Source organism: Streptomyces sp. NPDC058157 (assembly GCF_042884105.1).
Lineage (GTDB): Bacteria > Actinomycetota > Actinomycetes > Streptomycetales > Streptomycetaceae > Streptomyces.
This window is the reverse complement of record NZ_JBHVUQ010000088.1, coordinates 1-26,668: the sequence shown is the minus strand read 5'-3', so window position 1 is coordinate 26,668 and position 26,668 is coordinate 1. Positions and strand designations below refer to the sequence as shown.

Sequence of the window (26,668 nt, the reverse complement as noted above, 5' to 3'; positions counted from 1 at the left end):
CCCTCGAACACCCCGTCCGGGTCCGCGTGGACCTGCCCGAACGCGGGCACGCCGAGGCCTCCCGGATGCTGGCCCGGCTGCTGCTCGCCCAGTTCAACGCCTCCGTCGCCGCCCGCACCGACCGCTCCCTGTTCGCCTTCCTCGCCCTCGACGACGCCTCCCACACCCTGACCCCGGAGACCGTCAGGGGACTCCAGCGGCTGCGCTCGGTGAACGCCGGGGTCCTGCTCGCGCTGCGCTCGCTGGACGACGTACCGGAGGCCCTGCGTACCCCGCTGCTCGGCGCGGTCGGCTGCCGGATGGCGTTCTCCGGGGTGACCACCTGGGACGGGCAGCGCTTCGCCGACGCCTGGGGCACCGAATGGGTCGAGACCCGCGACGTCACCCACCGGACCGTCTTCGCCGACCAGCCGCTGACCCGGGCCATCCACGCCTTCCGCAAGATGGTCACCGGAAAGGCCGTGACCACGGACGCGGTCACCGTGCGCCAGGTGGAGCGCGAGCGCTGGTCCGCCTCCGAGCTGGCCCACGCCGTACCGCCCGGGTGCGCGGTGCTGTCCCTCACCTCCGTCCGGGGGGAACGAGCGGCTCCGCTTCTACTCCGGCTGGCCGCGACGGGCTGAGCAGACCCGTACGGGGTGGCAGAATCGAGAGGGGTCGTTCATACGACTTGGAGAAGTCCCCGGACCGGGGGAGCCCAGGATCGAGGACGCCCCTCCCGCCCCCGCTCACTGCCCGCCCCCGCTCACTGCCCTCCCCCCCCGAAGGCCCCTGGTACCCGATGCCGCTCACCCTCGCCTCGCTCGTCCAGCACTCGGCGCTCAAGCTCAGCGTCCGGGCGGGGGAGAGCCGCCTCGACACCCCCGTGCGCTGGGCCCACGTCAGCGAGCTCGCCGACCCCGTCCCCTACATGGAGGGCGGCGAGCTGCTGCTCGTCACCGCCATGAAGCTGGACGCCGAGGACCCCGAGGAGATGCGCCGCTACGTACGGCGCCTCGCGGCCGCCGGGGTCGTCGGCATCGGCTTCGCCGTCGGCGTCAACTACGACGCCGTGCCCGAGGCGCTGGTCCAGGCCGCCCGGGAGGAGGACCTGCCGCTGCTGGAGGTACCCCGGCGCACCCCGTTCCTCGCCATCAGCAAGGCCGTCTCCGCGGCCCTCGCGGCCGACCAGTACCGGGCGGTGACCGCCGGGTTCGAGGCGCAGCGGGAGCTGACCCGGGCCGCGCTGTCCTCCGACGGCCCGGGCGACCTGCTGGCGAAGCTGGCGGCCCACGTGCACGGATGGGCCGCGCTGTACGACACCTCCGGCGCCGTCGTCGCGGCCGCCCCCGACTGGGCGGCGCGCCGGGCCGCCCGGCTCACCCCGGACGTGGAACGGCTGCGCGAGCGGCCGGCGCCGGCGAGTGCGGTGGTGGGCGGGGCCGAGGACCGGGTCGAGCTCCAGTCGCTGGGCACCGGCCGGCGGGCCCGCGGCGCGCTCGCCGTGGGTACGGCGGCCCCGCTGGGCACCGCCGAGCGGTACGCGGTGCACTCCGCGGTCGCCCTGCTGACCCTGACCACGGAGCGCTCGCGGTCCCTGCACGACGCGGAGTCCCGGCTGGGCGCGGCGGTGCTGCGGATGCTGCTGGAGGGGGAGCCCGAGCACGCCCGGGCGGTCGCCGGGGACCTGTACGGGGCGCTGCTGGAGGCGCCGTTCCGGATCCTCGTCGCGGAACCGGCCCTGCCGGGGACGGCCCAGCCGGAGGGGCTGGCGCTGCTGGCCGACACCCTGGAGTCGGCGGCCTCGCGGACCGGGGAGGCCCTGCTGGTGGTGCCGGAACCGGGACGGCTGGTGGTGCTGGCCGCCGACGGGGGAGCGGCCGTGCAGGCCTGCGCGGACCACGCGGAGGCGCTGGAGTCCCGGCGCGGGCGCGAGAGCGCCGGGCCGGAGCCGGACGAACTCGTCGTCGGCCTGTCGGCTCCCGCCGGGCCGGACGCGGTGGCGGCCGCCTTCAAGCAGGCCGACCAGGCACTGGCCGTGGCCCGGCGGCGGGGGCGTCCGCTGGTCGAGCACGAGGACCTCGCGGCGGGCTCCGTGCTGCCGCTGCTCGCCGACGAGGCGGTGCGGGCCTTCGCGGAGGGCACCCTGCGGGCGCTGCGCGAGCACGACGCGACGGGGCGGGGCGACCTGGTGGCCTCGCTCCAGGCCTGGCTCGCGCGGCACGGGCAGTGGGACGCCGCCGCCGCGGACCTGGGTGTGCACCGGCACACCCTGCGGTACCGGATGAAGCGGGTCGAGGAGATCCTCGGCCGCTCCCTCGACGACCCGGACGTCCGCATGGAGCTGTGGCTCGCCCTCAAGGCCAGCCCCGCCCACCGCTGACCCTCCGGGGACCGCCCCGCGCAGCGGCTCGTACGGGCAACAGTGACAAAGCGGCGCAGGCCGCGGGGGCGGCGCTCCAACGCGGCTAAACCACGAAAGCCCGGCGGAGTCCTACCGTGGTGGAGACAAGGACCGCCCCCAGCCACCGCTGGGAGGTGCCCCCAGCACACACCACCGAAGGGCCGGGATTCGCATGACTTCCACCCACGCCTTCTGGCTCGCCGGCCGCCAGGCCACCGGCGAGGACAGCTTCGACGTCCACAACCCGTGGGACGGCCGGCTCGTCGGCACCGTCAGCGTGCCCACCGACGCCCAGGTGGAAGAGGCCGTGGCCGCGGCGTACGCCGTGACGGCGGAGTTCTCCGCGACCCCCGCCCACGTACGCGCCGCCGCCCTGGACCACGTGTCCAAGCGCCTCACCGAGCGCACCGAGGAGATCGCCCAGCTGATCTCCGCCGAGAACGGCAAGCCGATCAAGTGGGCGCGCGGTGAGGTCGGCCGTGCGGTGTCCGTGTTCCGTTTCGCCGCCGAAGAGGCCCGCCGCTTCAACGGCGGAGAGGCCCAGCGCCTGGACACCGACGCCGGCGGCGTCGGCCGCCTGGCCCTGACCCGCCGCTTCGTCAAGGGCCCGGTCCTCGGCATTGCGCCGTTCAACTTCCCGCTGAACCTGTGCGCCCACAAGGTGGCCCCGGCCATCGCCGTCGGCGCGCCGATCATCCTGAAGCCGGCCCCGGCCACCCCGCTCTCCGGTCTGATCCTCGGCGAGCTGCTCGCCGAGACCGACCTCCCGGCCGGTTCCTGGTCGGTCCTGCCGGTCGCCAACGACAAGATGCCGGCCCTGGTCAAGGACGACCGCCTCCCGGTCATCTCCTTCACCGGCTCCGACACCGTCGGCTACGCCATCCAGCAGTCGGTGCCCCACAAGCACTGCACCCTGGAGCTCGGCGGCAACGCCGCGGCCGTGGTCCTCGCCGACTGGTCCTCCGACGCCGACCTCGACTGGGCCGCGACCCGTATCGCGACCTTCTCGAACTACCAGGCCGGCCAGTCCTGCATCTCCGTGCAGCGCGTGATCGCCGACGCCTCCGTCTACGACCGCCTCGTCGAGAAGGTCGTCGCGAAGGTCCAGGCCCAGGTCACCGGCGACCCGGCGGACGACGCCACCGACGTCGGCCCGCTGGTCTCCGAGGACGCCGCCAAGCGCGTCGAGTCCTGGGTGGACGAGGCCGTCTCCGCCGGCGCCAAGCTGCTCACCGGCGGCAAGCGCGACGGCGCCACGGTCGAGCCGACCGTCCTCGCCGAGGTCCCGGCCGGCGTCAAGCTGGCGACCGAGGAGGTCTTCGGCCCGGTCCTGACCATCACCCGCGTCGAGAACACCGACGAGGCCTTCGCCGCCGTCAACGACTCGAAGTTCGGCCTGCAGACCGGCGTCTTCACCCGCGACGTCCAGGTCGCCTTCCGCGCCCACCGCGAGCTCGAGGTCGGCGGTGTGATCATCGGCGACGCGCCGTCCTACCGCGCCGACCAGATGCCGTACGGCGGCGTCAAGCAGTCCGGCGTGGGCCGCGAGGGCGTGCGCTACGCGATGGACGACTACACCTACGAGCGCGTCCTGGTCCTCACGGGCCTCGACATCTGACCGACTCGTACGGTCCCAGACCGACGGCCGGAGCCTACTGTGCGGGGGCTCCGGCCGTCCCCCTTTTGCCACGCCCCCCGAATCCCGGGCCCCCGAAACGGGTACGACTCACAGGCAACCGTTCGGCAGCCCCCGATGCGGCGAGGTGAGGACCCGGATGTCGGCAACACAGCCCGTACAGCCCAAGGTGACCGAGCGCGAGGCACGGCAGGTCGCGGAAGCGGCCCGGGAGCAGGACTGGCGCAAACCCAGCTTCGCCAAGGAGCTCTTTCTCGGCCGTTTCCGGCTCGACCTGATCCACCCCCACCCGCTCCCCGCCGACGAGGACGTCCGGCGCGGCGAGGCCTTCCTCGCCCGGCTGCGGGAGTTCTGTGAGAACGAGATCGACGGGCAGCGCATCGAGCGCGAGGCCCGGATCCCCGACGAGACCGTGCGCGGGCTCAAGGAGCTCGGCGCCCTCGGCATGAAGATCAGCCCCGAGTACGGGGGCCTGGGCCTCACCCAGGTGTACTACAACAAGGCGCTCGCCCTCGTCGGCTCCGTCAGCCCGGCCATCGGCGCCCTGCTCTCCGCCCACCAGTCCATCGGTGTGCCCCAGCCGTTGAAGATGTTCGGCACCAAGGAGCAGAAGGACGCCTACCTGCCCCGCTGCGCCACCACGGCGATCAGCGCCTTCCTCCTCACCGAGCCGGACGTGGGCTCCGACCCGGCGCGGCTGGCCACGACCGCCGTCCCGGACCCCGAGGACCCCGACTCCTATCTCCTCGACGGGGTGAAGCTGTGGACCACCAACGGGGTGGTCGCCGACCTGCTCGTGGTGATGGCCCGGGTGCCGAAGGCCGAGGGTCACCGGGGCGGGATCACCGCCTTCGTCGTCGAGGCCGACTCGCCCGGCATCACCGTCGAGCACCGCAACGCCTTCATGGGCCTGCGCGGCCTGGAGAACGGCGTCACCCGCTTCCACCACGTCCGCGTCCCCGCCTCCCAGCGGATCGGCCCCGAGGGCGCCGGCCTCAAGATCGCGCTGACCACCCTCAACACCGGACGGCTCTCCCTGCCCGCCATGTGCGTCGGCGCCGGCAAGTGGTGCCTGAAGATCGCCCGCGAATGGTCCGGGGTCCGGGAGCAGTGGGGCAGGCCCGTCGCCCGGCACGAGGCGGTCGGCGCCAAGATCTCCTTCATCGCCGCCACCACCTTCGCCCTCGAAGCCGTGGTGGACCTCGCCTCCCAGATGGCCGACGAGGACCGCAACGACATCCGCATCGAGGCCGCCCTCGCCAAGCTCTACGGCTCCGAGATGGCCTGCCTGATGGCCGACGAGCTGGTCCAGATCCGCGGCGGACGGGGCTTCGAGACCGCCGAATCGCTGGCCGCCCGCGGGGAGCGGGCCGTGCCCGCCGAGCAGCTGCTGCGCGACCTGCGCATCAACCGGATCTTCGAGGGCTCCACCGAGATCATGCACCTGCTGATCGCCCGCGAGGCCGTCGACGCCCACCTCTCCGTCGCCGGCGACCTCATCGACCCCGACAAGGACCTCGGCGAGAAGGCGAAGGCGGGTGCCCGCGCGGCCGGCTTCTACGCCCGCTGGCTGCCCAGACTGGCCACCGGACCCGGCCAGGTCCCCGGCACCTACCGCGAGTTCCACCCGGCCGGCCACCCCGACCTCGCCACCCACCTGCGCTACGTCGAGCGCGGCGCCCGCAAACTCGCCCGCTCGACCTTCTACGCGATGTCCCGCTGGCAGGGCCGCATGGAGACCAAGCAGGGCTTCCTCGGGCGGATCGTCGACATCGGCGCCGAACTCTTCGCCATGAGCGCGGCCTGCGTGCGCGCCGAGCACCTGCGCGCCACCGGCGACCACGGCCGCGAGGCCTACCAGCTCGCCGACGCCTTCTGCCGCCAGTCCCGGCTGCGCGTCGAGGAGCTGTTCGGCCGCCTGTGGGCCAACACCGACGACCTCGACCACAAGGTCGTCCAGGGCGTCCTCTCCGGTACCTACACCTGGCTGGAGGAGGGCGTCCTCGACCCCTCCGGCGACGGCCCCTGGATCGCCGACGCCACCCCCGGCCCCTCCACGAGGAAAAACGTTCACCGTCCCCTGCGCTGACCTGCCATCATCGGCTTGTTCGGACGGATGTGCGAGCACGGGTACGAGCGCGAGGCGGACGAGGACGATGCCGACGGCCGAGGAGGACCGGGCCAGCAGACGGCTGGCCCGGTGCGTGGCGCACCTGCTGCGCCACGCACCGCACCACGTCGTCGCCGCCCTCCTCCACCGGCTCGACGAGCCCGTCCGCAAGTACCTGTGCCGCGACGAATGGCTGCCCGCCGCCGCCGTCACCCTGCTGCTGCGCCACGGCACCGACGCCGACCGGCACTACATCGCCCGCAACCCGCATGTCGTCGGCCGCCCCCTGCCCGGCCTGCCCGGCCCCGCCCGTTACGCCGCCCGGCCCGGGCCCTCCCCGGAACTGCTGGCCGACGTGGGCCCCGGCCCCTTCACCACCGACGGGCTGACCGCCCTGCTGCGCCGCCACGGCCGCCGCCCCCGGATCCCGCTCACCCTCCTGCGCATGCCGCACGACCTCGACCCCGCGCGGCTGCTGGACGAGCACTCCCGTGCCCCGCTGCCGGCCGGCGCCGTCGAAGCGCTGCTCCTCGCCGGCGGCCTCACCCGGACGGAGTGCCTCGCCCTGCTCGACGCCCGCGCCGGCCGGCCGTACGGGCGCCACTGGTACCGGCCCGCCGTCCGCGCCGTCCGCATGGGCCTGCTGACCTGCGACGAGCTCGTCGCCCACGTGGCCCCGGCCGCCCGCACCCTGCTGCTCGGCCACCTCCCCGTCACCCGCGGCCTGCGCTGGAGCCTGCCCGAACAGGCCGAGATGCAGTCGGCCGTGCACCGCGCCCTGCGCCCCCTGCTCGGCGAGGCCCCCCGGCTGTGGGCCGAACTGCCCCGCCGCGCAGCCGCCTTCCCCGGCACCCTGCCCGAGCTGGCCGCCGCCCTCGCCGCCGGCACCCCGGCCGCGCCCGGCGCCGTACGCCACGACCCGGCCCTGGCCCGCGCCGTACGCCACCTCGCGCCCGAGACGGCCCCCGCCGAGCCGTCCGGGGCCTGGGAACGCGAGCTGGCCCTCGTCAGCCTCGCCGTACCCATGGACACCGCCGCCGAGGACGTCCGCTGGGTCCGCGACTGCCTCGACCGCTCCCTGCTCACCGGCGCGGACGTCGTCCGCCACAAGGTCCCCGCCTGCTGGGCCCTGGACGAGGACCAGTGGCTCGGCGGCATCGGCCACCCCGACCGCCACGACCGGCCCGCCGCCGTCCTCGCCGCCCGCGCCGAGGCCGATCGGCTGTTCGACGCGGCCCTCGGCGACGACCCGGAGGCCTGGTGGCGCGCCGCCCGCGCCCTGCCCGACTTCGCCGGCACCCTCCCCGAACTCCTCGCCCGGGTCACGGACGGGGACTCCGTGTCCAAACGCCCCTGAGGAGCGGCAACAATGGGGGGCATGAGCGACAGTCCAGCCCCCCTCGCCGACCCGCACCTCCTCTTCGACGCCGCGGCCGGCCGCCGGGACATCGTCATCCTCGGGTCGACCGGGTCCATCGGCACCCAGGCCATCGACCTCGCCCTGCGCAACCCGGACCGCTTCCGGGTCACCGCGCTGTCCGCCGCGGGCGGCCGCACCGCCCTCCTGGCGGAGCAGGCCCGCACCCTGCGGGTGGAGACCGTGGCCGTCGCCCGCGAGGACGCCGTACCGGCCCTGAAGGAGGCGCTGAGCGCCGCGTACGGGCCCTCCGAGCCGCTGCCCGAGATCCTCGCCGGACCCGACGCGGCCGCCGACCTCGCCGCCTCGCCCTGCCACACCGTCCTCAACGGCATCACCGGCTCCATCGGCCTCGCGCCCACCCTCGCCGCGCTCCGCGCCGGCCGGACCCTCGCGCTGGCCAACAAGGAATCGCTGATCGTCGGCGGCCCCCTGGTCAAGGCCCTGGCCGCGCCCGGCCAGATCATCCCCGTGGACTCCGAGCACGCGGCCCTCTTCCAGGCCCTGGCCGCCGGCACCCGCGCCGACGTCCGCAAGCTGGTCGTCACCGCCTCCGGCGGCCCCTTCCGCGGCCGCACCCGCGCGGAGCTGGCCTCCGTCACCGTCCAGGACGCCCTCGCGCACCCGACCTGGGCCATGGGCCCGGTGATCACGGTCAACTCGGCCACCCTGGTCAACAAGGGTCTGGAGGTCATCGAGGCGCACCTGCTCTACGACATCCCGTTCGACCGCATCGAGGTCGTCGTCCACCCCCAGTCGTACGTGCACTCCATGGTCGAGTTCTCGGACGGCTCCACCCTCGCCCAGGCCACCCCGCCGGACATGCGCGGCCCCATCGCGATCGGTCTCGGCTGGCCCCAGCGGGTCCCCGACGCGGCCCCCGCCTTCGACTGGACCAAGGCCTCCACCTGGGAGTTCTTCCCCCTGGACACCGAGGCCTTCCCCTCGGTCGGCCTCGCCCGGCACGTGGGCACCCTGGGCGGCACCGCCCCCGCCGTGTTCAACGCCGCGAACGAGGAATGCGTCGAGGCCTTCCTCGCCGGCCGGCTGCCGTTCACAGCAATCATGGATACGGTCTCCGCAGTGGTCGATGAGCACGGGACGCCGCGGACGGGAACTTCCCTCACCGTCCAGGACGTCCTCGAAGCGGAGACCTGGGCCAGGGCCCGGGCACGGGAGATGGCGGCGCGGGCCGCCGTGGAGGCGGGCGCATGACGGCTTTGATGACGGTACTCGGGGTCGTGCTCTTCGCGTTCGGCCTGCTGGTCTCCATCGCCTGGCACGAGCTCGGCCACCTCTCCACGGCCAAGCTGTTCGGCATCCGGGTGCCGCAGTACATGGTCGGCTTCGGGCCGACCGTCTGGTCGCGCAAGAAGGGCGAGACCGAGTACGGCATCAAGGCCATCCCGATGGGCGGCTACATCCGCATGATCGGGATGTTCCCGCCCGGCGACGACGGCAAGGTCACCGCCCGCTCGACCTCGCCGTTCCGGTCGATGATCGAGGACGCCCGCTCGGCCGCGTACGAGGAGCTCCAGCCGGGCGACGAGAGCCGGCTGTTCTACACGCGCCGGCCCTGGAAGCGCGTCATCGTGATGTTCGCCGGACCGTTCATGAACCTGGTCCTGGCGGTGGCGATCTTCCTCACCACCCTGATGACCTTCGGGCTGAACACCCAGACCACCGTCGTCAGCTCGGTCTCCGACTGCGTCATCCAGCAGAGCGAGAAGCGCGACAAGTGCGCGGCCGGGGACCCGGCCGCCCCGGCCAAGGCCGCCGGACTCCAGGCACAGGACAAGATCGTCGCCTTCAACGGCCGCCCGGTCGGCGACTGGTCCGTCCTCCAGAAGGACATCCGCGCCACCACCGGCCCCGCCACGATCACCGTCGAGCGCGCCGGCAAGCGCCTCGACCTGCACGCCAACCTGATCGAGAACAAGGTCGCCAAGACCGACGCCGCGGGCCGCTACGTCAAGGACCAGTACGTCACCGCCGGCTTCCTCGGCTTCGCCCCCGCCGTCGGCTACGTCCCGCAGACCTTCGGCCAGTCCGTCGAGCGCATGGGCGAGATGATGGAGGCCGGCGTCCAGTCCCTCGTCGACCTCCCCGGCAAGGTCCCGGACCTGTGGAACGCCGCCTTCAACGGGGCCGAGCGCAAGCAGGACAGCCCCATGGGCGTCGTCGGCGCGGCCCGCGTGAGCAGCCAGATCTTCAACCTCGACATCCCCGCCCAGTACCAGCTGGTGTTCTTCCTCAACCTGCTGGCCGGGTTCAACCTGTCGCTGTTCCTGTTCAACATGCTCCCGCTGCTCCCGCTCGACGGCGGCCACATCGCCGGCGCCCTGTGGGAGTCCGTCCGCCGCACCGTGGCGAAGGTCTTCCGGCGCGCCGACCCCGGTCCCTTCGACGTGGCGAAGCTGATGCCCGCCGCGTACGTGGTCGCGGGCGTCTTCGTCTGCTTCACGCTGCTGGTGCTCGTCGCGGACGTGGTCAACCCGATCAAGATCAGTTAGCGCGGGAGCCGGGCACGCACCGTGCCCGGCTCCCTACGTTCGGGTGGCGCCGCCCCCTCGGATGCGTGGGGCACGCGCGCATTGGCGTAACCTCAAAGGCCGGAGCCCGCCGATCTCGGGACCTCGATCCACACCTTGGGGTTGCACAGCAGATGACTGCCATCTCTCTCGGAATGCCGTCCGTGCCGACGAAGCTTGCCGACCGCCGGGTCAGCCGCAAGATCCAGGTCGGCTCCGTGGCCGTCGGAGGCGACGCACCCGTCTCGGTGCAGTCGATGACCACCACCCGGACGTCCGACATCGGCGCCACGCTCCAGCAGATCGCCGAGCTGACCGCCTCCGGCTGCCAGATCGTCCGCGTCGCCTGCCCCACGCAGGACGACGCCGACGCGCTCGCCGTGATCGCCAAGAAGTCGCAGATCCCGGTCATCGCCGACATCCACTTCCAGCCCAAGTACGTGTTCGCCGCGATCGACGCCGGCTGCGCCGCCGTCCGCGTCAACCCGGGCAACATCAAGCAGTTCGACGACAAGGTCAAGGAGATCGCGTACGCCGCCAAGGCCGCGGGCACGCCGATCCGCATCGGCGTCAACGCCGGCTCCCTCGACGCCCGGCTGCTGAAGAAGTACGGCAAGGCCACCCCCGAGGCGCTGGTCGAGTCCGCGCTGTGGGAGGCCTCCCTCTTCGAGGAGCACGGCTTCGGCGACATCAAGATCTCGGTCAAGCACAACGACCCGGTCGTCATGGTCAACGCCTACCGCCAGCTCGCCGCCCAGTGCGACTACCCGCTGCACCTCGGCGTCACCGAGGCGGGCCCCGCCTTCCAGGGCACCATCAAGTCCGCCGTCGCCTTCGGCGCGCTGCTCTCCGAGGGCATCGGCGACACCATCCGCGTCTCCCTCTCCGCGCCGCCGGTCGAGGAGGTCAAGGTCGGCAACCAGATCCTGGAGTCGCTGAACCTCAAGCCGCGCCGCCTGGAGATCGTCTCCTGCCCCTCCTGCGGCCGCGCCCAGGTCGATGTCTACAAGCTGGCCGAAGAGGTCACCGCGGGTCTCGACGGCATGACCGTGCCGCTGCGCGTCGCCGTCATGGGCTGCGTCGTCAACGGCCCCGGCGAGGCCCGCGAGGCCGACCTCGGCGTCGCCTCCGGCAACGGCAAGGGCCAGATCTTCGTCAAGGGCGAGGTCATCAAGACCGTTCCCGAGTCCAAGATCGTGGAGACCCTCATCGAAGAGGCGCTGAAGATCGCCGAGCAGATGGAGAAGGACGGCGTCGCCTCCGGCGAGCCCAGCGTCGCCATCGGCGTCTGAGACCCCGCCGCCCGAGCGGCACCGGCCCCGGCCCCGCGCCCCCTGTGAGGGGGTACGGGGCCGGGGCCCTTTCGTGACCCGCGGGACGCGGCATCCCCGCGCCCCGGCGGGTACAGTGCGGAGATCAGCAGACTTGCACGGTGAGGCCCCAGTGTTGACTCAGACAACCACCCGGGTCCTTGAGCCCAGTGATCTGGACGCCGCGCTCGCCATCCTCGGACGCGAGCCGGTCGAGAACGCCTTCGTCACCTCCCGGGTCCAGGTCGCCGGACTCGACCCCTGGCGCCTGGGCGGCGAGATGTGGGGCTGGTACTCCGGCGGCGAACTGCGCTCCCTCTGCTACGCGGGCGCCAACCTCGTCCCCGTCTGCGCCGGCCCCGAAGCGGTCCGCGCCTTCGCCGACCGGGCCCGCCGCACCGGCCGCCGCTGCTCCTCCATCGTCGGCCCCGCCGAGGCCACCCGGCTGCTGTGGCGGCTCCTGGAGCCCAGCTGGGGCCCGGCCCGCGACGTCCGCGCCCACCAGCCGCTGATGGCCACCGAGCGGCCGTCCGCCGAGATCGCGCCCGACCCGCTCGTGCGGCGGATCCGCAAGGACGAGATGGACATGATCATGCCCGCCTGCGTGGCCATGTTCACCGAGGAGGTCGGCATCTCGCCCCTGGCCGGGGACGGCGGCCTGCTCTACCAGGCCCGGGTCGCCGAGCTGGTCGGCAGCGGCCGCTCCTTCGCCCGCGTCGAGGACGGCAAGGTCGTCTTCAAGGCCGAGATCGGCGCCGCCACCGCCCGTGCCTGCCAGATCCAGGGCGTCTGGGTGGCCCCCGAGTTCCGCGGCCGCGGGCACTCCGAGAGCGGGATGGCGGCCGTCGTGGAGTTCGCGCTGCGGGACGTCGCGCCCGTGGTGAGCCTGTACGTCAACGACTTCAACACCGCCGCGCGGGCCGCCTACCGGCGGGTGGGGTTCCGTGAGGTGGGGGCGTTCATGAGCGTGCTGTTCTGACGGGTTGTCCCGACCTACGGAGAGCGGCGGCCGGATTCGTCCGGGAAGCCGTACCGGAGCGGCCGTACCCCGAAGTAAGGTCGGCCGCATGCTGCCTACCCACGGGGGCGACGACCCCGCACGCCCCGCCGGACTGCGCATCGGGCACCTGGACCTCGCCGGCCGCGTGGACGAGGCCCTGCGCGTGCAGGCGGTGGCCTTCGGGCTCAGCGAGGAGGAGGTCGGCATCCGGCGCTACATCGTCCAGCGCCACATGACCTGCCGCGGCGCCCGCGCACTCGGCGCCTTCACCGACGACGGGGCCCTCGCCGGCTTCGTCTACGGGATGCCCAACGACCGCGCCCACTGGTGGTCCACGATCGTCGAGCCCTACCTGAGGGCCACCGGCACCGAGCACTGGCTCGACGACTCCTTCGTGATCACCGAGCTCCACGTCCACCCCGGCTTCCAGGGCTGCGGGGTCGGCCGCGCGCTGATCACCCGGATCACCGACGGGGCCGAGGAACCGCGCTCGATCCTCTCCGCCATCGACACCGACAGCCCGGCCCGCGGGCTCTACGGAGCCCTCGGCTACCAGGACCTCGCCCGCAGGGTCCACTTCCCGAGCGCGAGCATGCCCTACGCGGTCATGGGCGCGCCGCTGCCGCTGCGCCGGGGCTGAATTCGGTACCCGCCCGGGGCCGCCCCGGATAGCCTCGCCGCATGTCGACGCAACACGTGCAGCGCATGTCCCGCCTGATGGCCAAGACCCTCCGCGAGGACCCGGCCGACGCCGAGACCCTCAGCCACCGCCTCCTCGTCCGCGCCGGTTACGTCCGGCGGAGCTCCGCGGGGGTGTGGACCTGGCTGCCGCTCGGCAAGAAGGTCCTCGACAGCGTCTCCCGCGTCGTCCGCGAGGAGATGGACGCGATCGGGGCCCAGGAGGTGCTGCTGCCGGCGTTGCTGCCCAAGGAGCCGTACGAGGTCAGCGGCCGCTGGTCGGAGTACGGGGACCTGCTGTTCCGGCTCAAGGACCGCAAGGGCGCGGACTACCTGCTCGGGCCGACCCACGAGGAGATCTTCACCCTCGTGGTCAAGGACCAGTGCACGTCCTACAAGGACCTGCCCGTGATGCTGTACCAGATCCAGACCAAGTACCGCGACGAGGCCCGGCCCCGGTCCGGGGTGCTGCGCGGGCGCGAGTTCCAGATGAAGGACTCCTACTCGTTCGACGTGACGGACGAGGGGCTGGCGGAGGCCTACCGGCTGCACCGCGAGGCGTACGTGCGGATCTTCGAGCGGCTCGGGCTCGACCACCGGATCGTGTCGGCCGTCTCGGGGGCGATGGGCGGCTCGGCGTCGGAGGAGTTCCTGGCGCCGGCGGCGGCGGGCGAGGACACGTTCGTGGACTGCCCGGCCTGTGACTACGCGGCGAACACGGAGGCGGTCGTCTTCGCGGCGGGGAGCGTCCCGGACACCGCCTCGCACGGAGCGCTGGAGGAGATCGCGACCCCGGACACGCCCACGATCGAGACCCTGGCCGCGCACCTGGGCGTGCCCGCTTCGGCAACGCTGAAGAACCTGCTGGTGAAGGTCGACGGGGAGATCACGGCGGTGGGCGTGCCGGGGGACCGGGAGGTGGACCTGGGCAAGCTCGGGGAGCACCTGGCCCCGGCGGTGGTGGAGCTGGTGACGGCCGAGGACTTCGCGGGGCGGCCCGACCTGGTGCGGGGGTACGTGGGCCCGCAGGGGCTGGAGAAGGTGCCCTACCTCGCCGACCCCCGGGTCGCGCCGGGGACCGCCTGGGTGACCGGGGCCAACAAGGCCGACACGCATGCGCGGAACGTGGTCTGCGGGCGGGACTTCGAGGTGGACCGGTACCTGGACGTGGTCGTGGTGGAGCCGGGCGACCCCTGCCCGAAGTGCGGGGCGGGGCTGCGGCTGGACCGGGCGATCGAGATCGGGCACATCTTCCAGCTGGGGCGGAAGTACGCGGACGCCTTCGGGCTGGACGTGCTCGGCCCGCAGGGCAAGCCGGTGCGGGTCACCATGGGCTCGTACGGCATCGGCGTCTCCCGGGCGGTGGCCGCGCTGGCCGAGCAGACGGCGGACGACCGCGGGCTGTGCTGGCCGGCGGAGGTGGCCCCGGCGGACGTGCACGTGGTGGCGGCGGGCAAGGCCGTCCCGCTGGCGCTGGCCGAGCGGGCGGCCGAGGCCCTGGCGGCGGCGGGGAAGCGGGTCCTGCTGGACGACCGGGCCGGGATCTCGCCGGGCGTGAAGCTCACGGACGCGGAGCTCATCGGCGTGCCGTGGATCCTGGTGGCGGGGCGGAGGTCGGGCGACGGAGTGGTCGAGCTCCAGGACCGGCGGACGGGCGAGCGGGTGGAGCTGACGCTGGAGGAGGCCGTGGAGCGGGTGGGGTAGGCCGGCCTTCCCCCTCAAGGGCTTCCCCTCAAGGGCTCCCCCTGGAGGGTTCCTCGCCCTGCCCGCTACGGGCCCTCCAACTGGGGGAGGTCCTCCTGGGGCGGGGCGGGAGCCGCCGGGGCCGGGTGGGGTGGGGGGTCGCCCGGGGGAGTCGCGCGTTCCAGGAAGCGGAGGAGTTCCACCGGGAAGGGCAGGACCAGGGTGGAGTTCTTCTCCGCCGCGACGGCGATCACCGTCTGGAGGAGGCGCAGCTGGAGGGCCGCCGGCTGCTCCGACATGACCTCGGCCGCTTCGGCCAGCTTGTGCGAGGCCTGGAGTTCCGCGTCCGCGTTGATCACGCGGGCGCGGCGTTCGCGGTCCGCCTCGGCCTGGCGGGCCATCGAGCGCTTCATGGTCTCCGGGAGGGAGACGTCCTTGATCTCCACGCGGTCGATCTGGACGCCCCAGCCCATCGCCGGGCTGTCGATCATGAGCTCCAGGCCCTGGTTGAGCTTCTCGCGGTTCGACAGGAGGTCGTCGAGGTCGCTCTTGCCGATGATCGAGCGGAGCGAGGTCTGGGCCATCTGGGAGACCGCGAAGCGGTAGTCCTCCACCGCGATGATCGCGCTCGCCGGGTCGACCACCTTGAAGTAGACGACCGCGTCCACGCGGACCGTGACGTTGTCCCGGGTGATGCCCTCCTGGGCCGGGACCGGGAGGGTGACGATCTGGAGGTTGACCTTGTGGAGGCGGTCCGCCACCGGGAGGATCATCGTCAGGCCGGGCGGCCTGACGCCCTCGCGCAGGCGGCCGAAGCGGAAGACGATGCCGCGCTCGTACTGCTTCACCACCCGTGCGGCAGCGCCCAGGTAGACCGCGACGCCCGCGGCGGCGGCGATCCCCGCTGTCAGCAGTTCCTCGACCATGACGGCCCCCTGCCGGACATACACCTTTTACTACGGTATGCCCTACAGCCAGGCCGCGAACTCCAGCAGCAGCTCCGCGTCCCGGTGTCGCCCGGCGGCCAGGGCGCGCACCCCGGACTCCACCGCCCGGAACACCGTCCAGCCCCGCAGCCGCTCCCGGTCCACCTCCAGGGAGTCGGCGAGCTTGTTCACCCGCCGCCGCGCCCCCGAGGCCCCCGCCGAGGAGGCCATCTGGTCCTCCAGGCGGTCCCGCACCAGCCGGGCCAGGTCGTAGGCCCGCTCGCCGACCAGCGGGTCCGGGCCCACCGTCAGCCAGGGCGCCCGCTCGCCCGCCAGCACCTTGCCCTGGCGGAAGTTCCCGTGCAGCAGGAGTTCCTCCGGCGGCTGGGCGGTCAGTTCCCGGAGGAGGGCCAGGGCGGTGTCCGCGAGGGCCCTGGCCTCCGGGGGAGCCGAGCCCAGGGCCTCGGACTGGGCGGCCGTGCGCTCGGCCACCGTCTCGAAGGGGTGGCCGGCCGGCGGGCGCACCCAGAGGCGGCGGAGCGTGCCGCAGGCCTCCAGCAGGGCCTTGGCCTCGGGGAGCGAGCGCAGGGAGACGTCCGCGTGGAGGCGTTCCAGCAGGAGGGCGCCGTCGTCCTCGTGGTGGCGCGAGTCCAGCACCCGGACCGCGCCGAAGCCGCCCCAGTGGGCGAGTGCGGCCAGCTCGCGGTCGGGGCGGGCGGCCGGCGGCGCCAGCTTCAGGGCCGCAGGGGTGCCGTCGGCGTAGCGGACCAGGACCACCAGGCTGCTGCGGCCGCCCGGCGCGAGGGCGCGCTGGGCCTCCACGTCCCGCCGCTCCAGCGCCTCCTCGGCGAGCTCGGGCAGCCGCTCCAGCCACTGTGTGTCCTGCGCCGTGCGCGGCAGCTCGCCGAGCGCCCGTACGAGCCGCTGCGGCGGTTCGAAAGCCATGCGTGCGTGGTCCCTTTCAGCTGGTGCGGGCGCCCTCCGAGCGTTCGGTGAGCCCAGGGAAGGCTACGCCGACACCGCGCCAGCGTGCCGCGCGCACGGCCGCCGCGCTCAGTGCGTCGGCCGCGTCACGGCGCAACTGGCCGTCCGCCGCCCGGACGAGGTCCGAGTAGGCGCCCGCCACCCGGTCCTCGATGTCGGCGGCCAGCCGCTCCGCGTCGTCGGGGGAGCGCACCTCGAACGGCAGGGCGTACGCGGCCTCGGACGGCCGGGGCGCGCCGCCCAGCTCCCGCACGGTCCGGGTGAGCCGGTCGCGGCGCGAGACGTGCTGGCCGTAGGCCTCGCGGGCCTCGGTGGCCCGGGCGGGCGCGATCCGGGCGCCGATGACCCCGTACCCGTAGGTCGCCGCGTGCTCGGCGGCGAGCGCCGACTGGGCGGCCTGCAGGGCGCGGCCGCCGGCGGAGGGGGAGGGCTTCACGGCGGGGTTCACGAGGCGGCTCCCGGGTTGGAGGTCAGCAGGTAGGCGTGGACGGCTCCGCAGGCCGCCACCGAGGCCAGCATCCGGGCGAGCTCCCCGGGGGCCCCGGCCAGGGCGATGGTGCGGGCCTCCGACAGGCTCCGTTCGGCGTCCGCGAGGGCGCTCAGCGCCTCGGCGGGCTTCGCCGGGACCTCCGCCCGCCCGGCCGCGGGCGCGCTGGGGGAGGGGGAGGCGGACGGGGACGGGGAGGGGGGCGCCGGCCGGGAGGGCGCGGGGCCGGCCTTGGGGGTGGTGAAGGCGAGCGCCTTGGTGTGCGCGGCGACGGCCTCGCGCAGCGGTGTCAGCCGTTCGGTCAGATCGGGGTGGACGGCCAGGGTGGCGTCGTAACGTTCCAGCAGCCGCCCGCTGTCACGGACGGCGCTCTCCCGCATCCGCCGTTCGAGTGAAATCGCGTGGTCCGCGGCGGACGGTTCGCCCCCGCCGGAACACCCGGTGACCAGTGCGGACCCGGCCGCTGCGACGGCGGCTCCGGCGAGCACGCTCCTGCGTGAGGGCGAGGGCCTCGAAGGCAAGGTCCAGGGCACGGTGACGTCCTCGGGGTGACGGCGGGACAAGGTGTGATCACGGTACCCGGGGGTCCGCCCGGCGGCGCGGACGGCAACACCCTCCGCGACCGGATACCCTTTGACCTGACACGCGACGGAAAACCACAACAGCACACGCGGCCGAGGAGTCACCCGGATGAGCACCACCCAGAGCGACAGGCTGCGCGGACTGCTGGAGCCGCTCGTCGCCGCCAAGGGCCTGGACCTCGAGGAGATCGAGCTTTCCAAGGCGGGCAGGCGCCGGATGCTGAGGATCGTCGTGGATTCCGACGAAGGCGTGGAACTGGACGCGTGCGCCGAGCTGAGCCGTGAGGCCTCCGACGCGCTCGACGCCTCCGACGTGATGGGCGAGGACGAGTACGTCCTCGAGGTCAGCTCCCCGGGCGCGGACCGCCCGCTCAGCGAGCACCGCCACTACGTGCGGGCGACCGGCCGTCTCGTGAAGTTCCAGCTGACCGAGGGCGGGGAGCTCGTCGCCCGCATCCTCGACGTCGACGACGAGGGCATGGACCTCGAAGTACCGGGCGTGAAGGGCCGCAAGGCGACCGCCCGCCGCGTCGCGTTCACCGACATCGCCAAGGCGCGTGTCGAGATCGAGTTCAACCGCAAGGACAAGAAGGAAGAGGAGGCGTAGCCGTGGACATCGACATGAGTGCCCTGCGGGGTCTGGTCCGGGAGAAGGAGATCTCCTTCGACCTGCTCGTCGAGGCGATCGAGTCGGCCCTCCTCATCGCGTACCACCGCACCGAGGGCAGCTTCCGCCGCGCCCGTGTGGTGCTGGACCGCACCAACGGCCACGTGGTCGTCTGGGCGACGGAGGACCCGCGCGATCTCGAGGAGGGGCAGGAGCCCAAGGAGTTCGACGACACCCCGTCGGACTTCGGCCGGATCGCCGCGACGACCGCCAAGCAGGTGATCCTCCAGCGTCTGCGCGACGCCGAGGACGACCTGACCTTCGGCGAGTTCGCCGGCCGTGAGGGCGACGTCATCACCGGCGTCGTGCAGCAGGGCAAGGACCCCAAGAACGTCCTGGTCGACATCGGCAAGCTGGAGGCCATCCTGCCGGTGCAGGAGCAGGTCCCCGGTGAGGAGTACCCGCACGGGCTCCGCCTGAAGGCGTACGTGGTGCGCGTGGCGAAGGGCGTCCGCGGTCCGTCCGTGACCCTGTCGCGCACGCACCCGAACCTGGTGAAGAAGCTGTTCGCCCTGGAGGTCCCGGAGATCGCCGACGGCAGCGTCGAGATCTCCGCGATCGCCCGCGAGGCCGGCCACCGCACCAAGATCGCCGTCCGGTCCACCCGCTCGGGCCTGAACCCGAAGGGCGCCTGCATCGGCCCTATGGGCAGCCGCGTGCGCAACGTGATGGCCGAACTGCACGGCGAGAAGATCGACATCGTCGACTGGTCGGACGACCCGGCGGAGATGGTCGCGAACGCCCTGTCACCCGCCCGGGTGAGCAAGGTCGAGGTCGTCGACTGGGACTCGCGCTCCGCGCGGGTGACCGTCCCCGACTACCAGCTGTCGCTGGCCATCGGCAAGGAGGGCCAGAACGCCCGCCTCGCCGCGCGGCTCACCGGCTGGCGCATCGACATCCGGCCCGACACCGAGCCGGCGTCCGACGCGGACACCGAACGGGACTGACCGGAAACGGCGCCACGGACGGGAATAAATGACTACCGGCCGACCGTTTCCGGCCGGTAGACAGGGGGTCCCCGCAGTCGGGGGACCCTCGTGGATCACAACGACATCCGTTCGATTTTTCACCTGAAGGGGTGAGGTCGGTACGGGGAGGTAGACTTAGGCGTGTCTGGCCGGACGCAAGCCCGCGCATGCCCCGAACGCACCTGTGTGGGGTGCCGGGAGCGAGCGGCCAAGAACGATCTGCTGCGCATCGTGGCGGTCGGGGACGAATGCGTCCCCGATCCTCGCGGTACGCTGCCCGGCCGGGGTGCGTACGTGCACCCTGCCGTGGTCTGCCTCGACCAGGCGGTCCGCCGCCGGGCGTTCCCCCGGGCCCTCCGGTCCGCTGGACCGCTCGACACGGAGGGACTGCGCACGGCCCTGGCAGACCGGGCCGTGGCGACACCGTAAGAAGAAGTACGGCACGGATCCCCGTGCGGTCAGGTACCTCGCGAGTTGGAAGTAGGTCGAGATTGCGATGAGCACTCGATGAGTACGCGATGAGTACGCCCATGAAGTAGCGACGGTCCGGCGTAACCCGGACCTAAAAGGAGCGAAGTGGCTAAGGTCCGGGTATACGAACTCGCCAAGGAGTTCGGGGTTGAGAGCAAGGTCGTCATGGCCAAGCTCCAAGAACTCGGTGAATTCGTCCGTTCGGCGTCCTCGACGATCGAGGCGCCGGTTGTACGCAAGTTGACTGACGCACTGCAGGGGCCCGGCGGCAACGCCGGCAAGTCCGCTGCGAAGCCCGGCGCGCCCCGCAAGGCCGCGCCCGCCAAGCCCGCGGCGCCCTCCCCGGCGACCGCGGCACGTCCTGCCCCGAAGCCCGGCGCACCGGCCCCCAAGCCGGCCGCTGCCGAGGCCCCGGCGGCCCCCGCCCCGGTGACTCCGGCCGCTCCCGGCCCGCGTCCCGGTCCCAAGGCTCCGGCCGCCCCGAAGCCCGCTCCGGCGGCTCCCGTGGCGACCGAGTTCTCCGCGCCCCCGGCGGCCCCGGCCGCTCCGGCGCGTCCCGCCGCGTCCCCCGGCCCGCGTCCGGCGCAGCAGCGCCCGGCCGGCCCGGGTCAGGGTGCCCGTCCCGGCGCCCCGCGTCCGGCCGGCGCCACCCCCGGTGGCCAGGCCCCGCGTCCCGGTGCTCCGGCCCCGCGTCCGCAGGGCTCCCGTCCGGCCGGTCCCCGTCCGGGCAACAACCCGTTCACGTCCGGCGGCTCCACCGGCATGGCGCGCCCGCAGGCGCCCCGTCCGGCCGGCGCCCCGCGTCCCGGTGCCCCCGGCGCCGGCGGCCAGGGTGCCCCGCGTCCGCAGGCCGGTCCCGGCGGCGCCCCGCGTCCGCAGGGTCCCGGCGGCGCCCGTCCGACCCCGGGCGGCATGCCCCGTCCCCAGGGCGGCGCCCCGCGTCCGGGCGGCGCTCCCGGTGGTAACCGTCCGAACCCGGGCATGATGCCGCAGCGTCCCGCTGCCGGTGGCCCCGGTCCCCGTCCCGGCGGCGGCCCCCGTCCCGGTCCGGGCGGCGCAGGCCGTCCCGGCGGTCCGGGTCGTCCCGGCGGCGGCTTCGCCGGCCGTCCGGCCGGTCCGGGCTCGCGTCCGGCCGGTGGCGGCTTCGGCGGCCCGCGTCCGGGTGGCGGCGGCTTCGGCGGCGGCCCGGCCGGCGCCGGTGGCGGCGGTCGTCCCGGCTTCGGCGGTCGTCCCGGCGGCCCGGGTGCCCGTGGTGGCACGCAGGGTGCGTTCGGCCGTCCCGGCGGGCCCGCCCGTCGCGGTCGCAAGTCGAAGCGTCAGAGGCGCCAGGAGTACGAGGCCATGCAGGCCCCGTCCGTGGGCGGCGTGATGCTGCCCCGCGGCAACGGCGAGACCGTTCGCCTGTCGCGCGGTGCCTCCCTCACCGACTTCGCGGAGAAGATCAACGCCAACCCGGCGTCGCTGGTCGCGGTCATGATGAACCTCGGCGAGATGGTCACTGCCACGCAGTCCGTCTCCGACGAGACCCTCCAGCTCCTCGCCGACGAGATGAACTACACCGTTCAGATCGTCAGCCCGGAGGAGGAGGACCGCGAGCTGCTCGAGGGCTTCGACATCGAGTTCGGCGAGGACGAGGGCGGCGAGGAATTCCTCATGCCGCGTCCGCCGGTCGTCACCGTCATGGGTCACGTCGACCACGGTAAGACCCGCCTCCTCGACGCCATCCGCAAGACGAACGTCGTCGCGGGCGAGGCCGGCGGCATCACCCAGGGCATCGGCGCCTACCAGGTGGGCACCGAGGTCAACGGTGAGGACCGCAAGATCACCTTCATCGACACCCCGGGTCACGAGGCGTTCACCGCCATGCGTGCCCGTGGTGCGAAGTCGACCGACATCGCGATCCTCGTGGTCGCGGCCAACGACGGCGTCATGCCGCAGACGATCGAGGCGCTCAACCACGCCAAGGCCGCCGGCGTCCCGATCGTCGTCGCGGTCAACAAGATCGACGTCGAGGGTGCCGACCCGGTCAAGGTGCGCGGTCAGCTCACCGAGTTCGGTCTGGTCGCCGAGGAGTACGGCGGCGACACGATGTTCGTCGACATCTCCGCCAAGCAGGGTCTGCACATCGACTCCCTGCTGGAGGCCGTCGTCCTCACCGCCGACGCCTCGCTCGACCTGCGCGCCAACCCGGAGCAGGACGCTCAGGGTATTGCGATCGAGTCCCACCTCGACCGTGGCCGCGGTGCCGTCGCCACCGTCCTCGTCCAGCGCGGTACCCTCCGCGTCGGCGACACGATGGTCGTGGGCGACGCCTACGGCCGCGTGCGCGCCATGCTCGACGACAAGGGCAACAACATCGAGGAAGCGGGTCCGTCGACCCCCGTCCTGGTCCTGGGTCTCACCAACGTCCCCGGCGCCGGCGACAACTTCCTCGTCGTCGACGAGGACCGCACCGCCCGTCAGATCGCCGAGAAGCGTGCTGCGCGCGAGCGCAACGCCAACTTCGCCAAGCGCGTCCGCCGGGTGTCCCTGGAGGACCTCGACTCGGTCCTCAAGGCCGGTCTGGTCCAGGAACTCAACCTCATCATCAAGGGCGACTCGTCCGGTGCGGTCGAGGCCCTCGAGTCCTCGCTGCTCCAGCTCGACGTCGGCGAAGAGGTCGACATCCGCGTCCTGCACCGCGGTGTGGGTGCGGTCACCGAGTCGGACATCTCGCTCGCGATGGGCTCCGACGCCATCGTCATCGGCTACAACGTCCGCGCTGTCGGCCGTGCCGCGCAGATGGCGGACCGCGAGGGCGTCGACGTCCGGTACTACTCGGTGATCTACCAGGCCATCGAGGAGATCGAGGCGGCCCTCAAGGGTCTGCTCAAGCCGGAGTACGAAGAGGTCGAGCTCGGTACGGCGGAGATCCGCGAGATCTTCCGCTCGTCCAAGCTGGGCAACATCGCCGGTGTCCTGGTCCGCTCGGGCGAGGTCAAGCGCAACACCAAGGCGCGCCTCCTCCGCGACGGCAAGGTCATCGCCGAGAACCTCACGATCTCGGGTCTGCGCCGCTTCAAGGACGACGTCACCGAGATCCGCGAAGGCTTCGAGGGCGGTATCAACCTCGGCTCCTTCAACGACATCAAGATCGACGACGTCATCGCGACGTACGAGATGCGCGAGAAGCCGCGCGCGTAAGCGCGAGGCGGTTCGTACCGTGTCGTAACGCGTAACACCGGGGCCGGTCGGCGGAATATCCGTCGATCGGCCCCGGCCGTTGCGTGTACGGTTCTGGTGACCCTGCCGAGCGACGGCCGGCAGGCCACCGAACCCGCACCGGCGGGATATCCGGAACTGCATGTACGTGGGGACTCTGTCCTTCGATCTGCTCCTCGGCGACGTCCATTCGTTGAAGGAGAAACGCTCCGTCGTCCGGCCCATCGTCGCCGAGCTCCAGCGCAAGTTCTCCGTGAGCGCGGCCGAGGTGGGAGACCAGGACCTGCACCGCAGGGCCCGCATAGGGGTCGCCCTGGTGAGCGGGGACGCGGGGTTCGTGTCGGACGTGCTCGACCGCTGTGAGCGGCTGGTCGCGGCGCGTCCGGAAGTGGAGCTGCTGTCCGTCAGACGGCGGTTCCACGGTGATGAAGACTGATTGCTTGTCTGCAAGGAAGAAGGAGACGGACCAGTGGCCGACAATGCGCGGGCGAAGAAGCTGGCGGACCTCATCCGGGAGGTGGTGGCGCAGAAGCTGCAGCGTGGAGTCAAGGACCCCCGCCTCGGTACGCACGTGACCATCACCGACACCCGGGTCACCGGCGACCTGCGGGAGGCCACGGTCTTCTACACGGTCTACGGCGACGACGAGGACCGGGCCAGCGCGGCAGCGGGCCTGGAGAGCGCCAAGGGCGTACTGCGTTCCGCGGTCGGCCGGGCGGCGGGGACCAAGTTCACGCCCACCCTGACCTTCGTCGCGGACGCCCTCCCGGAGAACGCCAAGACCATCGAGGACCTCCTCGAGAAGGCGCGGACCTCCGACGCCCAGGTGCGCGAGGTCTCCTCCGGCGCCCAGTACGCCGGTGAGGCCGACCCGTACAAGAAGCCGGGCGAAGAAGACGACGAGGACGCAGCCGCGGAATGAGCACCGACGCAGGGAAGACTCCGGACGGCCTCGTCATCGTCGACAAGCCGTCCGGCTTCACTTCGCACGACGTGGTCGCCAAGATGCGCGGGATCGCCAAGACCCGCCGCGTCGGCCACGCCGGCACCCTCGACCCCATGGCGACGGGTGTCCTCGTCCTCGGGGTCGAGAAGGCCACCAAGCTCCTCGGCCACCTCGCGCTGACGGAGAAGGAGTACCTCGGGACGATCCGCCTCGGGCAGTACACCCTCACCGACGACGCCGAGGGCGAGATCACCGCGTCCGCCGACGCCTCCGGGGTGACCCGGGAGGCCGTGGACGCGGGGATCGCCAAGCTGACCGGCGAGATCATGCAGGTCCCGTCCAAGGTCAGCGCCATCAAGATCAAGGGCGTTCGCTCGTACAAGCGCGCCCGCGACGGCGAGGACTTCGAGATCCCGGCCCGCCCGGTGACCATCTCGTCGTTCCAGGTGTACGACATGCGGGAGGCGGAGGCCGAGGACGGCACCAAGGTCGTCGACCTGGTCGTCTCCGTCGTCTGCTCCAGCGGCACCTACATCCGGGCCCTCGCCCGCGACCTGGGCGCCGACCTGGGCGTGGGCGGCCACCTCACGGCGCTGCGGCGCACGCGGGTGGGCCCGTACAAGCTCGACAAGGCGCGCACGCTGGACCAGCTCCAGGAGGAGCTGACCGTCATGCCGATCGGCGAGGCGGCCGCGGCCGCGTTCGCGCGCTGGGACCTGGACGCCCGGCGGGCCTCGCTGCTCGCCAACGGCGTGCGGATCGAGATGCCCGACGAGTACCAGGACGGCCGGACCGTCGCCGTCTACGGGCCGCAGGGCCAGCTGCTCGGGCTCGTGGAGAGCAAGGGCGGCAAGGCGAAGTCCCTGGCGGTCTTCGTCTGACGTGGAGCGGTGAGCGCGCACGGACCGCCGCCCGCCGCTCACCGCTCCACGACCCCCCTCGGGTAGGTCTCTATCCACCCGGAGCCCGTTGTTCACCCGACCGAGCAGGCGCTCGGAGTGAACGGAGGGAGCACAAGGGGGCGCTTTCGGCCCGCGCGCTTTTCGTCCCGATCTTCACTTGCCTACCGTCATGACCACGGGTCCCGTGGCGGGGGAGTGGTGCGGCGTTGTCGGACGAGGTCACAGCTGGTGCGGGGAGTGCCGGGGCGGCCCCCTGGGGAACGGCGGAGCACCCGGGGGGCGCGGACCGGCCCGCGGCCGCGCCCGCGGAGCCGGTGGAGCTCGTCACGATCCGGGACGCGGCCGGACGGGCCCGCGGGAGCGGCTTCGTCGCCGACGACCGCGGGACGGTGCTGACCGGCCACGAGGCGGTCGAGGGCCTGGACCGGGTCGTGCTGCACGCGGCGGGCGGGCGGACCTGGCGGACCGAGGGCGCCGAAGTCACCCTCCTGCCCGAGCTCGGGCTGGCGCTGGTGCCGAGCGACGGGCTCGGGGTGCGGCCGCTGCCGGTGGCCGGGGGCGGGACCATCCCTTCGGGAACGTACGTGCGCATCCCCGCGCGGGGCTGGCGCCAGGCCCGGGTGCTCGCGGCGGGGGCGGAGGCCGGCTACACCGCGGCCGGGCGCCGGCTGGTGCTGCCCGCCACCGTGGAGCTGGCGATCGGCACGGACGGCCGGGACGCCCTCCGGCTGGGCGGCGAGGCCTGCGGGGGACCGGTCCTCGACGCGGAGACCGGAGCGGTGCTCGCGGTACTGGGCACCGCTCTGACCGTGGAGCGGCGCTCCGGCACCTTCGCCGTCCCCCTGCGCGCGGCCGCCGCCACCAGCCCCGCGGGCCCCCTCGCGGCCCTGCTGGAGCGCAACGGGGCCACCGTCCCCTGCTACGGGGACGAGCTGAACCTGGCGGGGGCGCTGGAGCTGACCGCGACCACCGTCGGCTCGGCCTTCCCCCCGGGGCTCCTCGCCGGGCCGGAGCCCGTGGCCCGGCCCGCCCTCGCCGCCGGGCTGGCCGCCTTCACCGCCGGGCAGGACCTCGTCCTCGGCCTCGTCGGCGACCCCGGCACCGGCCGCACCACCGCCCTCGCGGCCCTCGCCGCCGACCGGGCCCGCGGACCCCGCCCCGCCCCCACGCTCTGGCTGCGCGGGGCCGACCTGCGGGCCGACGACACCTCCCTGGCGGACGCCGTGGCGCGGGCGCTGGCGGAGGCCGTCCGCATCGTCACCGCGGGCGGCGCGCCGACGGGGGCCGCGGCGCCGGAGCCGGCCGCCGCGGGGACGGCGGAACGCGTGGCCCGGCTGGCGGGGGCGGCGGGGCGGGCGCTGCTGGTCGTGCTGGACGCCCCGGAGGAGATGCCGCCCGCCCTGGCGCACCGGCTCGCGCCGTGGACGGTGTCCACCGCCGCCTGGCTGTGCGGCACCGGCGCCCGGCTGGTGGTCGCCGCCCGGCCCGAGCACTGGGAGCGGGCCGGCGCGCTCTACCCGGCGGAGCTGCTGCACACCCCCGAGCGCCCCGCCCGGCGGCTGCCGCCCGCGCTGCCCGTCGGGGACCTCACCCCGGCGGAGGCGGACACGGCCCGGGCCCGCCTGGGCCTCCCGGCGGACGCGGTACGGGAGGCGGACGCCCGCCACCCGCTCACCCTCGGCCTCCTCGCGGGGATCCGCGCCGCCGGGGCCACGGAGGGCCGCCCGACCCGCGAGGAGGTCTTCGCGGCCCACCTGGACCTCCTGTGCCTCCGCGCGGCCCTCCGC

General features: G+C 73.4%; 21 protein-coding genes and 2 pseudogenes. 19 read left to right on the top strand and 4 right to left on the bottom strand.

All coding sequences use genetic code 11. The annotated features are described in order from the left end of the window. The 11 genes and pseudogenes from ACFVXK_RS21925 to ACFVXK_RS21875 all read left to right on the top strand — a co-directional run. Positions 1-623: pseudogene (locus ACFVXK_RS21925) on the top strand (ATP/GTP-binding protein); the annotation flags it as partial. Between the two features lie 158 nt (positions 624-781). Continuing rightward, positions 782-2,362, top strand: a complete 1,581-nt coding sequence (locus ACFVXK_RS21920; RefSeq protein WP_389614115.1) for a PucR family transcriptional regulator — start codon at positions 782-784, stop codon at positions 2,360-2,362. A 193-nt stretch (positions 2,363-2,555) separates the two neighbouring features. Beyond that, positions 2,556-4,001 carry an aldehyde dehydrogenase family protein gene (locus ACFVXK_RS21915; RefSeq protein WP_389614113.1) on the top strand — a complete coding sequence of 482 codons (1,446 nt, stop codon included), beginning with the start codon at positions 2,556-2,558 and terminating at the stop codon, positions 3,999-4,001. Between the two features lie 157 nt (positions 4,002-4,158). Next, positions 4,159-6,108, top strand: a complete 1,950-nt coding sequence (locus ACFVXK_RS21910) for an acyl-CoA dehydrogenase family protein (protein WP_389614111.1) — start codon at positions 4,159-4,161, stop codon at positions 6,106-6,108. A 67-nt stretch (positions 6,109-6,175) separates the two neighbouring features. Next, entirely contained in the window at positions 6,176-7,486 is a 1,311-nt protein-coding gene (locus ACFVXK_RS21905; protein WP_389614110.1) for a hypothetical protein, read from the top strand. Positions 7,487-7,507: 21 nt separating this feature from the next. Beyond that, a complete protein-coding gene (dxr, locus tag ACFVXK_RS21900) occupies positions 7,508-8,761 on the top strand; it encodes a 1-deoxy-D-xylulose-5-phosphate reductoisomerase (protein ID WP_389614108.1) in 1,254 nt (417 codons plus the stop codon). Next, the gene (locus ACFVXK_RS21895; RefSeq protein ID WP_389614106.1) at positions 8,758-10,059 is read left to right on the top strand and encodes a M50 family metallopeptidase; all 1,302 of its coding nucleotides are present in this window, start codon (positions 8,758-8,760) and stop codon (positions 10,057-10,059) included. Before dxr ends, ACFVXK_RS21895 begins: the two co-directional genes overlap by 4 nt. Before the next feature lie 152 nt (positions 10,060-10,211). Further along, a complete protein-coding gene (gene ispG / locus ACFVXK_RS21890; protein WP_385520143.1) occupies positions 10,212-11,369 on the top strand; it encodes a flavodoxin-dependent (E)-4-hydroxy-3-methylbut-2-enyl-diphosphate synthase in 1,158 nt (385 codons plus the stop codon). A 154-nt stretch (positions 11,370-11,523) separates the two neighbouring features. Next, on the top strand, positions 11,524-12,366 hold the full coding sequence (locus ACFVXK_RS21885) for a GNAT family N-acetyltransferase (protein ID WP_389614104.1): 843 nt from the start codon (positions 11,524-11,526) through the stop codon (positions 12,364-12,366). An 88-nt stretch (positions 12,367-12,454) separates the two neighbouring features. Then, entirely contained in the window at positions 12,455-13,027 is a 573-nt protein-coding gene (locus tag ACFVXK_RS21880) for a GNAT family N-acetyltransferase (RefSeq protein WP_389614103.1), read from the top strand. A gap of 41 nt (positions 13,028-13,068) precedes the next feature. Further along, positions 13,069-14,769: a proline--tRNA ligase gene (locus ACFVXK_RS21875; protein WP_389614101.1), complete on the top strand. Its 1,701-nt coding sequence runs from the start codon at positions 13,069-13,071 to the stop codon at positions 14,767-14,769. Between the two features lie 65 nt (positions 14,770-14,834). On the opposite strand, the gene ACFVXK_RS21870 is transcribed toward ACFVXK_RS21875, so the two are convergent. Genes ACFVXK_RS21870 through ACFVXK_RS21855 form a run of 4 tightly spaced genes read right to left on the bottom strand, consistent with a single transcriptional unit; the run spans position 14,835 to position 17,525 of the window. Further along, the gene (locus ACFVXK_RS21870) at positions 14,835-15,674 is read right to left on the bottom strand and encodes a slipin family protein (RefSeq protein WP_389614121.1); all 840 of its coding nucleotides are present in this window, start codon (positions 15,672-15,674) and stop codon (positions 14,835-14,837) included. 42 nt (positions 15,675-15,716) lie between these two features. Continuing rightward, positions 15,717-16,619: an aminoglycoside phosphotransferase family protein gene (locus ACFVXK_RS21865; protein ID WP_389614099.1), complete on the bottom strand. Its 903-nt coding sequence runs from the start codon at positions 16,617-16,619 to the stop codon at positions 15,717-15,719. 16 nt (positions 16,620-16,635) lie between these two features. Then, on the bottom strand, positions 16,636-17,106 hold the full coding sequence (locus ACFVXK_RS21860) for a ferritin-like domain-containing protein (RefSeq protein ID WP_389614097.1): 471 nt from the start codon (positions 17,104-17,106) through the stop codon (positions 16,636-16,638). Continuing rightward, a complete protein-coding gene (locus ACFVXK_RS21855; protein ID WP_389614095.1) occupies positions 17,103-17,525 on the bottom strand; it encodes a hypothetical protein in 423 nt (140 codons plus the stop codon). Before ACFVXK_RS21855 ends, ACFVXK_RS21860 begins: the two co-directional genes overlap by 4 nt. A gap of 310 nt (positions 17,526-17,835) precedes the next feature. Between ACFVXK_RS21855 and rimP the strand changes: the two genes are divergently transcribed. The 8 genes and pseudogenes from rimP to ACFVXK_RS21815 all read left to right on the top strand — a co-directional run. After that, a complete protein-coding gene (gene rimP, locus ACFVXK_RS21850; protein ID WP_389614093.1) occupies positions 17,836-18,333 on the top strand; it encodes a ribosome maturation factor RimP in 498 nt (165 codons plus the stop codon). Positions 18,334-18,335: 2 nt separating this feature from the next. Next, positions 18,336-19,340 carry a transcription termination factor NusA gene (gene nusA, locus ACFVXK_RS21845; protein WP_389614091.1) on the top strand — a complete coding sequence of 335 codons (1,005 nt, stop codon included), beginning with the start codon at positions 18,336-18,338 and terminating at the stop codon, positions 19,338-19,340. 162 nt (positions 19,341-19,502) lie between these two features. After that, positions 19,503-19,790: a YlxR family protein gene (locus ACFVXK_RS21840; RefSeq protein ID WP_358892640.1), complete on the top strand. Its 288-nt coding sequence runs from the start codon at positions 19,503-19,505 to the stop codon at positions 19,788-19,790. Between the two features lie 147 nt (positions 19,791-19,937). Then, positions 19,938-23,015: a translation initiation factor IF-2 gene (infB, locus tag ACFVXK_RS21835; RefSeq protein WP_389614089.1), complete on the top strand. Its 3,078-nt coding sequence runs from the start codon at positions 19,938-19,940 to the stop codon at positions 23,013-23,015. Between the two features lie 160 nt (positions 23,016-23,175). Beyond that, positions 23,176-23,469: a DUF503 domain-containing protein gene (locus ACFVXK_RS21830; RefSeq protein WP_030227569.1), complete on the top strand. Its 294-nt coding sequence runs from the start codon at positions 23,176-23,178 to the stop codon at positions 23,467-23,469. Positions 23,470-23,502: 33 nt separating this feature from the next. After that, complete coding sequence (gene rbfA, locus ACFVXK_RS21825; protein WP_365158091.1) at positions 23,503-23,955, top strand: 30S ribosome-binding factor RbfA; 453 nt, start codon at positions 23,503-23,505, stop codon at positions 23,953-23,955. Continuing rightward, the gene (gene truB / locus ACFVXK_RS21820; RefSeq protein ID WP_389614087.1) at positions 23,952-24,860 is read left to right on the top strand and encodes a tRNA pseudouridine(55) synthase TruB; all 909 of its coding nucleotides are present in this window, start codon (positions 23,952-23,954) and stop codon (positions 24,858-24,860) included. The genes rbfA and truB overlap by 4 nt, the downstream gene beginning before the upstream one ends. A 227-nt stretch (positions 24,861-25,087) precedes the next feature. Then, positions 25,088-26,668: pseudogene (locus ACFVXK_RS21815) on the top strand (serine protease); the annotation flags it as partial.

Bases quoted from the DNA above. Each gene is read 5' to 3' on its own strand.
- ACFVXK_RS21905 (WP_389614110.1), top strand. From the start codon at position 6,176: ATGCCGACGGCCGAGGAGGACCGGGCCAGCAGACGGCTGGCCCGGTGC.
- dxr (WP_389614108.1), top strand. From the start codon at position 7,508: ATGAGCGACAGTCCAGCCCCCCTCGCCGACCCGCACCTCCTCTTCGAC.
- ACFVXK_RS21830 (WP_030227569.1), top strand. From the start codon at position 23,176: ATGTACGTGGGGACTCTGTCCTTCGATCTGCTCCTCGGCGACGTCCAT.
- ACFVXK_RS21880 (WP_389614103.1), top strand. From the start codon at position 12,455: ATGCTGCCTACCCACGGGGGCGACGACCCCGCACGCCCCGCCGGACTG.
- ACFVXK_RS21910 (WP_389614111.1), top strand. From the start codon at position 4,159: ATGTCGGCAACACAGCCCGTACAGCCCAAGGTGACCGAGCGCGAGGCA.
- ACFVXK_RS21865 (WP_389614099.1), bottom strand. From the start codon at position 16,619: ATGGCTTTCGAACCGCCGCAGCGGCTCGTACGGGCGCTCGGCGAGCTG.
- truB (WP_389614087.1), top strand. From the start codon at position 23,952: ATGAGCACCGACGCAGGGAAGACTCCGGACGGCCTCGTCATCGTCGAC.
- ispG (WP_385520143.1), top strand. From the start codon at position 10,212: ATGACTGCCATCTCTCTCGGAATGCCGTCCGTGCCGACGAAGCTTGCC.
- ACFVXK_RS21875 (WP_389614101.1), top strand. From the start codon at position 13,069: ATGTCGACGCAACACGTGCAGCGCATGTCCCGCCTGATGGCCAAGACC.
- rimP (WP_389614093.1), top strand. From the start codon at position 17,836: ATGAGCACCACCCAGAGCGACAGGCTGCGCGGACTGCTGGAGCCGCTC.
- ACFVXK_RS21915 (WP_389614113.1), top strand. From the start codon at position 2,556: ATGACTTCCACCCACGCCTTCTGGCTCGCCGGCCGCCAGGCCACCGGC.
- ACFVXK_RS21920 (WP_389614115.1), top strand. From the start codon at position 782: ATGCCGCTCACCCTCGCCTCGCTCGTCCAGCACTCGGCGCTCAAGCTC.
- ACFVXK_RS21870 (WP_389614121.1), bottom strand. From the start codon at position 15,674: ATGGTCGAGGAACTGCTGACAGCGGGGATCGCCGCCGCCGCGGGCGTC.
- ACFVXK_RS21855 (WP_389614095.1), bottom strand. From the start codon at position 17,525: ATGCGGGAGAGCGCCGTCCGTGACAGCGGGCGGCTGCTGGAACGTTAC.
- ACFVXK_RS21895 (WP_389614106.1), top strand. From the start codon at position 8,758: ATGACGGCTTTGATGACGGTACTCGGGGTCGTGCTCTTCGCGTTCGGC.